This is a genomic window from Eubacterium sp. AF36-5BH, assembly GCF_003460505.1.
Classification (GTDB): domain Bacteria; phylum Bacillota; class Clostridia; order Lachnospirales; family Lachnospiraceae; genus Eubacterium_G.
Genome location: NZ_QTVG01000008.1, coordinates 63,801 through 77,259 on the forward strand (window position 1 = coordinate 63,801; position 13,459 = coordinate 77,259).

Below are 13,459 nucleotides of genomic sequence, written 5' to 3' on the forward strand. Positions count from 1 at the left end.
ATTCACATGTTATGAAACATATGGACAACCTTCGCTTTTTTATTTTCTATTATCGTTTCCTTCCGATGCTATTTTTAAGACTAACACAGTAAATAACATGTTTAGTTGAATGGCGTAGCTGTATAGCTGTGACCTCGCATACTTATATGTTGTCGTTCATCCGTTAAAGCATCACTGAATGGTGCATAACTGTAGCCTGATTAAGTGTTGTGCCAATATTCATTTTTTTCAAAACCAACTTTTTAGATGATTTATTTGCTATGACATCTATTTTATAGTTGTCTTCTACTTATTTGTTTCAAACTTAATCTTCCTAAATCTTTAACTCAAGAATTCTTATTATTGATTCATATACATTGTCAGCTATTAAAATATTTCCAAGTTCTGATAAATGGTGTGTTTCTTCAAACAGGTGAAAATTTTTTTCACTCTTTTGCATTAAGTCTAAAAATAAATCATATATATTAAGATATTCATACCCGTGTTCCATCAATACATGCTTAACAATCTCATTAAACTCAGCTACTTTGCCATTCAACTCCGAATGGTCTTTGATCGGTATAATTGAAATTCCGATTAACTTATTACAGCACTTGCTTATTTTATCTATAAGTGTTGAATAATCTTCTGTGAACACATCTGTCCCTTTTTTTTTTGCATCATTGTGTCCAATTAACAAAATAACCAAATCTGGAAATATTTCCTCAAATTCTTTATTAAATCTCTTCAATACATCAGACACACTATCACCACTGATTCCTTTGTTATAAAAGCTGAAATCTATATCTTTGTAATGAACAAAAAGTCTTTTTGAAACAAACTCTGTATAATTACCTGTATAAGATGTAGAAAACATCTTTTGAGGAATAACAGAATTTTTAACACCTGTGCGATTAGTAAAGCTATCGCCTAAAAAGACAATATTAATACACTTCTTTTCTGTTACTTCATACATCTCTCATACTCCACTTCGCAAAGGAATTGCTTTACTGCCATCGTAGCATAACAACCAGAAGGAAGGAAAAAATCTATATTAACCGCATACTTTCCCTCGTTCAGGCTATCTTCTTCTACGTTACCTACGTGAATTATTGTATCAATGAATGCATACCTATAAAAATATCGCAAAGACAATTCCATATTAGAATCCACATCATACCTTGGCACACACACTTTCTCATAATCCCTGTCAACGTTAGCCAAACATTCGCCACTCTGTGGCATAACATAGGAAATCCCATCATAAATCTTTTCATAACACTGCATGTTTTTCTTGATATAATCTCCTAAATAATTGTTATACATTTTTGATATAAATGCATTATAGTAGAATGACAACTTATTTTTATCCATCCCTACGAAAAAGCTCTGACTATCCTCAAACTCATGTGCGTTTTTACAATCATTAGGTGTCCCCTCTTTCATATACTGCATTGCAAGATCATATTTATTATTGTAAAGAGCTTCTCCAATTAAATGTGTACGCTTAGGCATATTAGGAATACCAAAACGTTGTGTATCATAATAATTGGGGAAGAATACTCTTCTTCTTAGCTTTGCTTTCATTTTTGTGGCAGTCTTCTCTGATACATTTCGCAACCTAATCTTAAATGAATTTCCCTGCAACTGTCCTATTCGAATAGGCCCGTCAAAATAGCCCATTCTTACTATGGTAATAAAACGTTCCCTACCACTGTATTTTGAATTAAATTCTTCGATCTTATTCTGTATATCACATTCAATAGGCATAGATATCATTTGATATGTCACACCATCTTCATCCTTAAGACCTGCATACCCCAACTTGTTCGAATCAATTACCCAAAAATTTGCCAGTTCTGAAATTGCCTCAAATGTTGTATATCCCTTTTTCCCAACTGACATAATAACATACTTCATATTTTTCTTGGAAGATGATATTAGCAAAGCTTGACTCTCATTAACAATAAAATCTTCCGGTATTGATTTCATCTTTATTTTCATATTATCTCCTGTCATAAAATGACTTTTGTCAAGAGTACACTAAAAGATACTCTTTCTTAACTCTAACCACATTTTTTTGTTTTCATTGGCAGAAAAAGTTACAATATGCAGTTTTTTCTTGCCTTGTCTTACGAATTAATAGTATCGGCTTCGTAACCTTGTATTTGTTATGTTGTCATATGTGATTACTTATGCCATATTGCCATTTTATCTCACTATTAAATCTTTTATTTATACCCTATTGCTCCTCTACAGCTTCTTCCAGCTACTTCAATTAATAACAATTGCAAAGAACTATTACCTTTTGCAAATCTCTCAAAATCATCATTTTCAACAATTAAAGATAATGCTACATGTGTCTCAAAACATTTTTATCGTTTCTCATTCCAAGATACTATTTTACAATATCATTATCTAATCCAAGTTTCACCCAGGTTTTACCTTAATCGTTGTAAATGTGCGATTACTTCATATTATCTATAAGACATCTATAAGTAACGATCCATCTGTATTTTTGACTTGTGTAGATATCTCATTTTCTTCTCTCCAGAATCCAATCATATCTGTTGGCTTATGGAAGTCACTTCCTGCAGATATCCATAAATTCTCTTTATGGCAAAGAGCCTCATACCACTTAATTTCTTCATCTGTAATATATAAACAGTAACACTCAATGCCTTTTAAGCCACATTTTGACAAACGTTCTATTAACTGCTCCATTCTATCCTTAGACAAATTTACTCTATTAGGATGAGCAAGAACTGGTATTCCACCTGCATCAACTACAAGTTGTATAGCTTCTTCTGGCGTCATACACTTTTTTTGTACATGAGCAACTCTACCCGCTACAAGATACTTACTATAAGCCTCTTCTTTTGTCTTCGCATATCCGAGTTCACATAAATAATAAGCAATGGCATTCATTGTAAGTTTCTTCTTTTCACGTATTATGTTCTTTACGTTAATACTATTATCAACCGTTTTCTCAAGAAGCTTTACAACATTCTTTATTTCTTTCATTCTCATAATTTCCATTTTATACAATTCTGCATTCAGTTTCTGATTATGAATGTCAATATTATATCCCAAAATATGCAAAGAATATTCCTCTCCAAAAAAAGTATCCCTTGTACTTATTTCAAGCCCCGGAATAATCTTTATCCCCTCAATCTTCTCATTTCCTAACTGTTGATATGCTTTAACCGTATCGTGATCTGTTATGGAAATTACTCCTATCTTTTCTGCATATGCCTTCTCTATTAATTTTTGTGGACTATATTCTCCATCTGAAAAACTTGTATGCATATGTAAATCATATCTCATCTTTAAATCTCCTTAAATGTAACGTTTTCCTAGGAGCATCTTATTGTAAATCGACTTTCTTATAGTCATTATTTGAAAAGTCAATGCTATACTTCAAATCGAAAGCACTCTCGACAAAGCTTCTCTTTCTCTTTACTACATCTGTTGTTCCTAATATTGCTATTTCATCAACACCTTCCTTGTCAGTCTTAATCATTTCCATAATTCTCTCGTACTCTGTATTTGGATAGAACTGATTAAGATAGAATAATGTGAAATAAATTTCTCTGTTACAATCAAACTGACTTACTTCCTTAATCCATTTTTCAAGCTTGTCAACTCCAATTGAACGAATTGTATTTTCAATGTCTATTAGTTTGTAAATCATACAATCACGTTTATCACTTACCCAAAGGCTATGGCTTGCCTCTCTGCTGAAATGAATACACAAATGAAGTAAATGCCCTTCCCAACGTAATCCTCTAATCTTATAACCATTTTCTTCATAGATAATTGTGCCATAATCAAAAACTTTTTCCGTTAAAGTTTCTTTATCTTTTCCATCATCTATTCTGAAGTTAATGTCAATCTTAAAGTAGGCTAACAACTCAAAATCTTCATTTTTCTTGTAATATGGAATCAAATCATGATGATGTAATCTTTGAATAATCTTATCTTTCTTCGATGCTTCACCTTTATCACTGTTTAATGCTTGAATAAACCCTTCTTTTCTAAGTATTTCATCAATTTTCTTTAAATCTGCTTCATGAACAAGAATGTCTATATCGTTTGATCTCCGCATTCCAAGTTCATACAAAGAAGAGTTAAATATAACACCCTTTAGTCCTGCATATTTTACATTTTCTTTTTCAAACTCATCAAATATTTTCTGCATATAATCCATGTTCTCGCGTGTTAACACCTTGTTCAACTTTACAATAAGATCTAACTGCTTTCTTACTTCCTTAAACAAATATTTTGTACATGTTTCAGGCAATCCCATCATAAAATATCCTGTTAACCTATGGTGAATTAATTGACCAATTATGTAACCCCAATCAACAGGTTCAGACAATATGTCTTCAATTCTCTTTATTTCACTTTCACTCTTATTAATAGCTGATGTTAATAAAATCAATTCGTTCTCTGCTCTCATCTTTTTAATCCTCTTATAGCATTTGTATTAATTCTCTCATATATGAAACTAATTCATCATCCTTCATTGCTAATATATCTTCTTTTGTCACCCATTTGTAGTCATCATGTTCCTCCAAATCAAGTTCAATATTTTCTGAATTATTTACTGTTCTGCATGAATAAATCAACGTAGTAAATATCTTATTTTTCTTTGTATCTATATTTGACTTTTCACAAAGTATTCTCTCAACAGTAACATCAAGATTCACCTCCTCCTTTGCCTCTCTCTCTGCAGCTACAGATGGAAATTCCAATTCTTCTACTGTTCCTCCTGGAATATCCCATTTTCCACCTTCGAAGTTTTCTTTTCCTCTTTTAATCATTGTTCTCCTGATTATTAAAATCTCATCCTTTAAATTTTTTACTAATGCATGTGCAATTAAATTGTGCATATTGAGCCTCCTTAGTTTATATCTTTATTATTTTATTTATTAAACTACTTTTTCAGTCTTGTACTTATTCTTTTGCGAATTCTTTCCTCCAAATATCCTTCCAAAAGTAATAATAGGTCCTGCCGAATGAATCAGTAGCCAAAATACAACTTCTCTTATTGCATATCTTATGTCTTTATGCTCTTTTTGATTAATATAACCATTCTCATACAATATTTTTTCTGCAATTATATTGGGACATATCACATAAAAAAGCGTTTCTGCCAGTAATATTGTAAAACAAACCACATTTCCTGATAGTGCCAGGTAAACCAGTAAGATAACTGTTAATAACTCAAAAGCAAACCAGTTTAGTGCATTTTTAAAGTTCTGGCATGATGTAATGAACTGCTTTAACAAATTCTTTCTTTCATTTTTCTTATCAATAAAATAATTAAATGCATATAAAGGACCATTAAACCAAACCGACTGTTGTTTTACATATACAGGTATATTATGTGCAAAATCGATTTTTTCCAAAAAAGGAATTGGATAAATCCTAATATTATTGTTGCTTAATTCGTATCCTAAAACATTATCTTCATTTATATAGCTTTCTGAAAATAAACCTATGTCATTTATTGTTTTATTACAAAAAAACAAGCCATGACCTATTGTATAATTGAATTTCTTTATTCCAAACTCGTATTGACGTGCTGCTCTTGGTAATTCATAAGCTAAAGACCATCTATTCTGCCACATTACAGCATTTCTAATCATTCCTTTGCTATTGCAAATGGAATATGCGTACTGTTGAAAAACTCCATTTTTCAATTTGTTCTTATTTTTTAATACATAGTCTATAGTCTGTATTCCTATGGACGAGTCAACATTATATATTCCTACAATCGTTTCCTCTTCAACTTGCCTTAACGCATAATTAATTTGGTGTGCCATTACACCATCTGAATTTGGATACAACATTATTTTACAATAATCCTCTATATCAAATTTATTTACTAATTCTTCTAGCAAATCGTATGTCTTTATTTTTCCTTTTTCTTTATTGGTACAAACATAAATTACTTCTACTCCCTTTCTCATAAGTGGTAAAAAGTTCATAAAATATTTTTTTATTACAGCTTGTTCATTATATACAGGTATTATTATTGCTATATCTTTGTAATCATCCTTGCTCTCACCACAATTGAATGTTGAAGAAGCTTTTTTGATTATCTCTCGACTCTTTTGCAATCTATAAACTCCCAAGCCTCCACCTATCGCTAACAAAAAGCAATCAAAAATAATCAACCATAACATTCATATCCCTCCCCCATAATCAGAGAAAAACTGATATATTATTTTCTTATTTTTTTCTATGACATTAATCAGTTCCAATAATTCCATCTGAAGATAATGCATTCTTCCGTAACAATCTGCAAATACTTCTTCTATACTTTTATCTGCATTAATCATTACAAACATCTGATTAGGCAACAACTGTGTAAGTAACCTTGACAGTTTTATTTCACCAGACCATAATTCGATATTACTTTTAAAATGCTGTCTTGTTTTTGATATATCAGATGACTTTCGTTGTTCTATTTTTTCTCTTTCCATATACAAGAAAAAAATCTGATTAATTCTTATGTCCTGACTCACTTCTTTTATTTTCTTTATATAACTATCAATAAATGACATCCCATAATTCTTTTTAGCAGCAGAATAAAATGAATAAGCTATATTTTCAAATATCCCATTATCGATAACTATTCTTTTTTTTGACTTATATCTTTGAACGGACTCAATAAAATATTCAATCTGATGCTTCAAAAACGATTCTTCATCGGTGCTACAATTAACCTTTCTTATTTCATCCGCAATATAAAAGCCATATAAAGAATAAATTTTGCATAAAGAGCTCTTTCCAACAGCAGACATTCCATCAATGCTAAAGTTACAATTAATGTTATCAATTCTTAATGCTTTTTGTAATGCGTGTAAAAAATCAACTTTGCCTATCTCATATTTTTCATCATATAAATCTATTTTATTCACTGTATTAGAATAGTTATATTCAATAATTTTATCTTTTAATTCTTCCTGAAACGTTGCAAGAAACTCCTCTTGAATATCAATGTATTCTCTTTCTACATATACTGGTGCTGTACCCTTTATTAGCCTATTTGTTTCATAAGAACTGACAATAGCATCATATTTCTGGCTACAAATAATAACTCTGTTGGGTACTTTGTTTTTCCCCTTTGCCAAAGAATTAATATATGCACTATGAAATTCACTTCTTATATCTATATTTTGAATTTTAAATAACCAAAATGCATAAGCGCTTAAAGAAATAATCGATCTATCCAAAATTGTATTATTTTCAGAATTCCCAATACGACTCTCATCCTGAATCATATATAAAAACTGTCTCTTAAATGGATTCTCTTCGTTTATTATTTCGTATTCATCTGCAGCACAAAACTCAGGGTATCTTTTCATTATATTTTTTAACAATGATGTTTTACCAGTATTCACATTTCCATCTATTGCTACAATTATTCTAGTCATATGCATTTAACCTCTTTTGGCCATGAGATACCATTAACTGCAAATCAGAATTTTTCTTGGATACATAATCATATACAAGACCACGACCTGCCTGCAGACGATAATAATAATTTTCAAATGTATCAAAATATTTTTCTTTAGCATATTCAAACAACTCATCTTCATTATAATTGTCATATATTTCAGTGATATCTTTAAATAACAAGCAAGCAAAATCATTATATTCTTGTATCAGGTCATTAAAATGATTCATGCAAGGAGCATTCCACTCATCATACTTATTTCCATATAGATTAATTAAATATAATGTGCTTGTACATACATTTTCATAGTCTCTAACATCAAACAAATCAAAGAATCTACACAAAACATTATAGATTTTTTCAACAGATGAATTTTCAAACTGATAATCATATGCAACATCAACTCTATCTCTTTCATCATTTCCTTTTATACGTTCCACTGACAACAATCTCATTTTCTCAACAATGATTCCAAGCCTGTATAACTTGTTAAGCTTATACAAATAGTCAATATTTTCAATTACTTCCTGTACAGTAGCACTTGGATGAAATATAATAAAGCCTATATGATAACTAATTTTTAATTTGTCAAATGTCGCTAAAATTTTGTCATATTCATCAATTTTTTTATTGTACTTTTCAGAAAACGAATCTGATATATTCTCGATACCGATAAAAACTCTTCTTAATCCAGCTCTTTTTAATAATTTAAGTCTTTCCTCTCCGATAAAAGGTTGACATCTTAAATAAATCATAAATGATATATCTAGCCCTTTTTGTTCAATTAATTCAACAAATCGTTCTATACTCTTATCATCCCTTTCATTACACCAAAATACATTGTCATTAAATATGAACATTTTCTTCCCCATGTTTACATAACAATCTTCTATTTCTTCAACAACACTTTCTATACTTCTTGCAGAAAATGGACGTTTTACAAGATTAATGTGACAAAAAGAACATGTTCCAAAGCATCCGTTTCTCCATATTAGATTTATATATTTACACTGTTCTGTTTTCTCAATATCTCTTGCAGGATTAGGAAGTTTATCTAGAGGAATATATGTATGTCTGCAATTTTCATAAAGGCTACCATCTGACATTCTAAACAAACCACCTATAAGTTTTTTGCCTTCACTTTTTCCATAAGCAATGGCAAAATCGCATCCATCTCCATATACAATCCCATCTACAAATTCATATTTCTTTATTAGTTGTTTTGCATTAATCTCTGCAAAATACCCCATAATATATATCTTGCTATTTGGGCAAACCTCTTTTAATGCACTAAGTAATTTTGTTCCTTCATTGTAGTCCTGAAAATTGCATTTATATATGATTACTGGATACTTTTCATTCTCAGATATTATCTTCGTCAAATTATCCATTCGATTTTTTTCAAGCAAAGCTAATTGAACATTATAATTATTTTCCCTTATGTAACTTGCCAAATAACCTGCTGTTAGTGACGCAGCTGACTGAGAAAAAAGAGTTCTATAAAATAATATTTTAAACATTTTTCCCCCTATGTGTTAATTTCCAATTATTGTTTGTATTTACTGTTTCTATCCAAAAATTCTATTTGTTAACGTATGTTTTAAAAGAACCAGTTTGCCAAATAATCTGTCGAATAAGGAATAGGATGATATTCATTTTCCCCCAATTCTCCAAGTATCTTTCCAATTTCTTTCTTTACCATTTTTCTATTTATTCCATTTTCTACAGAATATACATCAATAAAGATTCCTATTTCGCATATGTATAATGTCCACATGGAATTAGTTAATTTAATAATGCTTTCATCAAATATATCAAAATCCTGATATATCTTTTTTAGGCCAACATAAATTTCATCTATGCTTCCGACTTTCTCATCAAAAACAAACAAAGGTTGTAAATAAACACGTTCATTATCCGTTCCTGATTTTAGTCTATTTTCCAAATCCATTTTCTTGATTTGGTATACTTCCTGTGAATCAAATGGCCACTTTTTGTAGCAATACATATACTGTTCATCAACACATAATTCTTTTTTTATCTGTTCTTTCTTTTCATCTTTTAAATCATAATTTGTAAAGATAAACCCAAACAATACTGAAGCAAAAACATCAAGATTATTTTCTTTAATTTTTTTACCAATTATGTTGAAATCAAGTTTTTTATGTTTTACCATCATGTATATATCATTGATATCTTTCATATATACATTTTTATGCTTATACGCATGGCACAAAGTAATTATCAGCTGATCTTCTGGAATAATTTCTCCGTTTTTTATTTCAGGAACAAAGTAATCAATTCTTCCCATAGGAAATCCTGGAAAATTAACATCTACAATAATCTTGTAACGACTATTCATTACTCTTTCCAAATGAAAATGACCAGAATAAGTATCCTTTCCATTTATCATTATTTTTTTTAAAGAGAACAATCCTGCACTGATTTTATATCCATTGTTCAACAAATATTTAGCAAGTTTAAAAGCATCTGAAATGTTTGTTGCTATAAAATCGTAATCCAAATGAACTCTTATTCCTTCGCCTTCATATAACTCACTCGAATTAGCCCCCTTAGTCATAAATATATTCAGTCCTTTGGACTTTATATATGCATACACTCTTTCAAATTCACACTTTGTAATACTTTTACGATGAATACGATATATTATATCTTTCCATATTTCATTTTCACCGACCGAAATATTATATTTTTCCATATTGCCCAATACACCTTGGGATATTTTTTCTTTTCTTAAATATTGATAATCATCAGGTGTGATATCTTTCACAAGTTTTTTTAATAACTCCACTTCATCCTGTGACAGATAAGCTTTTGACACCTTTCCCCATTTTTCCTTATACTCTGTCGAATACTCAACCTTTTCTTCCTTTTTTTTAGTATCATTCACCTGCTTCCTCTCATTTTGTAGCTGACAATTTGTTTCCCACGAAACATTGCTTGCTACCATACATGCATCACAATCCAAATTCTGCAATGTATCAATCTCTTTTGTTGTTTCTTTAATACAGGTACTCAATTCTGAAGCGAGTGCATAAAGCATTTCAAACGGAAACGTCAAACAATTAATTCTGTTAACTAATTTGGGCACCTCAAATAAATCCAATAAGATTTGATTATTATCCTTTATCTCCTTAAGTCTTGAAGTAATTTCATTTAAAACAAAATTAATAGGCTTATCATTGTATTTTTCAAATAAATAGTTTGCTGATGCATTGCATAACTCACATCCTTCAACATAGAAACAAAACTCAATTATCCCATCATTATTTTCACCAACTAGTGATACATAATCACCACAAGCTACTCCATCTTTCTCCAATACATAATCTGGAATTATTAACCTATTGTATTTCATATTGCTATATTTCTGAATCATTTTAGAATAACTTTGCATATTACACCTCTTTCAACACTCTACACAAATTTTCTATATTCATCTCGCTTACGCCAATACCAAAGGAAATTCTGTTTATTGCAAATTCTCCCATCTTTCTGATAGATGGCTGTGCACACATGTTACCTGATCTAATTATAATATTATTTTCGGCCAGACTGTATTCAATATCGTGTGCATTTTTTTTGTCATTCACAAAAGAAATCAGCGATTTACAATCATTTACTTTGGACACAACTCGTACATTCGGATTTGAAACTAATACATCATAAACCTTACTAATACAATAATTATCAATTTCATTTATTCTGTCATAGCCAATATCATTTACAAATTCACAAGCTTTTGCCCATGCACTTATTAAGCCTATATCAACTGTACCTGCCTCAAATTTCTTTTCACATTTCTTCCATGTATCCTCAAGGGCAACCGTTTCAACCATTCCTCCTCCCAAAAACAAAGGAGGAATCTCATCAATAAATTCCTTCTTAATAAAAGCACCCGCTATATTTTTAGGTCCATACATCTTATGCGAACTTAAAAAATGTGCCGTAATTCTGTCATTCTTTACAATTGAACTATGTGCAACCGTCTGTGACTCATCTACAAAGATATATGACTTCGAAAAAATGCCACACACCTTTTCCACGTCTACCTTAAAACCGTTTGTATTTGATGCACTCGATACTGCAACAATTTTTACTTTTTGCTTTATCCTTTCCAGATAACTCCAATCGATTTCATCATTAATTGTAAGTGGCATTTCAATAAAAATTGCACCTGTGCGTTTTGCTAAATATTTCCACGGCAAAATATTACTGTGATGTTCATATGGTCCAATAAGTATAACATCCATCGGACGTATTATTTCGCCTAATGACAAAGCTATAATATTAATTAACTCTGTTACATTTTTTCCATATATCAATTTATAATCACATGAAACATTAAAGTGATTAAATATACTCTTTTCAGAATTTATATATGTATTGTATGCTTTGTCTGCCAGAATATTATTACCTTTCCCATAATAAATTCCAATATTGTTTTGATATTCTACCCAACTCTCAATTACCTTTTGTGGCATAAATGTAGTTGCAGCATAATCAAAATAATCTACCTTTTTATCTTTAAAATATGAAACATATTCATCAATAGTCTTCATTGCATTCATTTGTAACCTTCTGGTCACATAACCTCCCTATTATATTATAATTTTTACTGGCTTTGACGTATTTTATTTACCTCTAAAACAGAGCCAAGTATGCTGAATATCGCACTTTTTGACATCGACTATTGTACTTGAAATTATAAATAGTTCCTCCTTTCTTTTGGCACTGTTTTTGATTGCTATATCCATCGTCTCAAGGATTTCTTTGATAATTTCTACGCCTAATTTATCAAAAAGTGTATCTTTTGATATCCTGTCTTATATCTATTCAATACAAAATTCTGTTATTTTCAATTAGACATCTGCCATTTATTATACATATCTTATTTTCTATTCCGTTTAAAATGTCATAATTTGTCGTTTATCTGTAATAAAAAATACTCTATAGTTAGTTTTCAAATCAATAAACGGCATAATATTATAATATTTCTGACCATGTATGAACATTATGAGGATAACTTATAGAATTAGATTGTAAATGAGAAATTTTATGATTCCATGCGCTATTTAACGAATAGGCTAAAAATACTTTATGTAACTTAGAAGAAATTAATAAGAAATTCCATATGCTGACTCATTACTAGAAAATTATCGAGCTATTTGCAACAATATAGTTCACCGTCTTCCGGCTCAATACAATCATCTAAAATAAATGCACACCTGATCAAGGGTCTGCCTTCTGCTCCAGAACATGCCTGTCCATTTCTTTGTATATCCATCATTGCTAAATAGCCATTTTTTTATTTAACACTTACTATCAACCAAATAATTTTTTCTATATACAAATATTCAATAATGAATATTTCGGTCTTGATGGTTCTTCCGCAAGAATATTCATCAATAAAAAAAGCAGAGCACATACCATCTACATACTCTGCCTCAACGACCTATACTTATTAACAACAACATATTGATCTATAACTTTTTATTTTCAAGATATCATTCTATATAAGCTAACATCAACCTCAAATTTTTCTCCTTTATCTGCAAATTCTATATAACCATCATACTTATTTACAATGGACTTTATACTGGATACCCCAATTCCATGATTATGAACATCACGTTTACTGCTTTTATTTATATTCACAGGCTCCTTAGTTTTGCTATTACATACCTTAATAAACAATGTATTCTTCTGATGAAACATATCTATCTTAATCCATCTTTTTTCCTTCCTTATCTTTTCACATGCTTCCATGGCATTGTCCAATATGTTTCCCAACAGAATTCCTGCATCTTTATAATTTAGACTGACAGCTTTTGACACTTTAATATTGACATCTGTCTTTATCTCCAACTGTTTCGCCTGACTGATTTTATGATTCATTATCGTGTTGATAACCACATTAGATGTAAATATCTTTTTGTCACTCTGATCCAGTTCCTTCATAATTTTATAAATTTCTTCTGAAACCTC

Annotated in this window: 11 protein-coding genes; all 11 read right to left on the reverse strand. The window is 30.3% G+C overall.

The genetic code is table 11. The features are described from left to right. Positions 1–313: 313 nt before the first annotated feature. On the reverse strand, positions 314–955 hold the full coding sequence (locus DW006_RS09660; protein WP_118000148.1) for a GDSL-type esterase/lipase family protein: 642 nt from the start codon (positions 953–955) through the stop codon (positions 314–316). Then, positions 943–1,983 (reverse strand): tRNA pseudouridine(13) synthase TruD, encoded by a 1,041-nt coding sequence (gene truD / locus DW006_RS09665; protein WP_158561114.1) that lies wholly within the window; start codon positions 1,981–1,983, stop codon positions 943–945. The genes DW006_RS09660 and truD overlap by 13 nt, the downstream gene beginning before the upstream one ends. Before the next feature lie 477 nt (positions 1,984–2,460). Continuing rightward, on the reverse strand, positions 2,461–3,306 hold the full coding sequence (locus DW006_RS09670) for a PHP domain-containing protein (RefSeq protein ID WP_118000152.1): 846 nt from the start codon (positions 3,304–3,306) through the stop codon (positions 2,461–2,463). A 40-nt stretch (positions 3,307–3,346) separates the two neighbouring features. Beyond that, positions 3,347–4,441: a nucleotidyltransferase family protein gene (locus DW006_RS09675; protein ID WP_118000154.1), complete on the reverse strand. Its 1,095-nt coding sequence runs from the start codon at positions 4,439–4,441 to the stop codon at positions 3,347–3,349. Positions 4,442–4,454: 13 nt separating this feature from the next. Further along, on the reverse strand, positions 4,455–4,874 hold the full coding sequence (locus tag DW006_RS09680; protein WP_118000156.1) for an NUDIX hydrolase: 420 nt from the start codon (positions 4,872–4,874) through the stop codon (positions 4,455–4,457). Between the two features lie 39 nt (positions 4,875–4,913). Continuing rightward, complete coding sequence (locus DW006_RS09685; RefSeq protein ID WP_118000159.1) at positions 4,914–6,173, reverse strand: glycosyltransferase family 2 protein; 1,260 nt, start codon at positions 6,171–6,173, stop codon at positions 4,914–4,916. Beyond that, positions 6,174–7,427 carry a hypothetical protein gene (locus DW006_RS09690; RefSeq protein WP_118000161.1) on the reverse strand — a complete coding sequence of 418 codons (1,254 nt, stop codon included), beginning with the start codon at positions 7,425–7,427 and terminating at the stop codon, positions 6,174–6,176. It abuts the gene before it with no gap. Continuing rightward, on the reverse strand, positions 7,420–8,970 hold the full coding sequence (locus DW006_RS09695) for a radical SAM protein (RefSeq protein WP_118000163.1): 1,551 nt from the start codon (positions 8,968–8,970) through the stop codon (positions 7,420–7,422). The genes DW006_RS09690 and DW006_RS09695 overlap by 8 nt, the downstream gene beginning before the upstream one ends. Before the next feature lie 80 nt (positions 8,971–9,050). Then, a complete protein-coding gene (locus tag DW006_RS09700) occupies positions 9,051–10,868 on the reverse strand; it encodes an iron-sulfur cluster assembly scaffold protein (protein ID WP_118000165.1) in 1,818 nt (605 codons plus the stop codon). 1 nt (position 10,869) lies between these two features. Then, positions 10,870–12,042, reverse strand: a complete 1,173-nt coding sequence (locus DW006_RS09705; RefSeq protein WP_118000167.1) for an aminotransferase class V-fold PLP-dependent enzyme — start codon at positions 12,040–12,042, stop codon at positions 10,870–10,872. A gap of 928 nt (positions 12,043–12,970) precedes the next feature. Continuing rightward, on the reverse strand, positions 12,971–13,432 hold the full coding sequence (locus DW006_RS09710) for an ATP-binding protein (protein ID WP_199521906.1): 462 nt from the start codon (positions 13,430–13,432) through the stop codon (positions 12,971–12,973). Positions 13,433–13,459 lie beyond the last annotated feature (27 nt).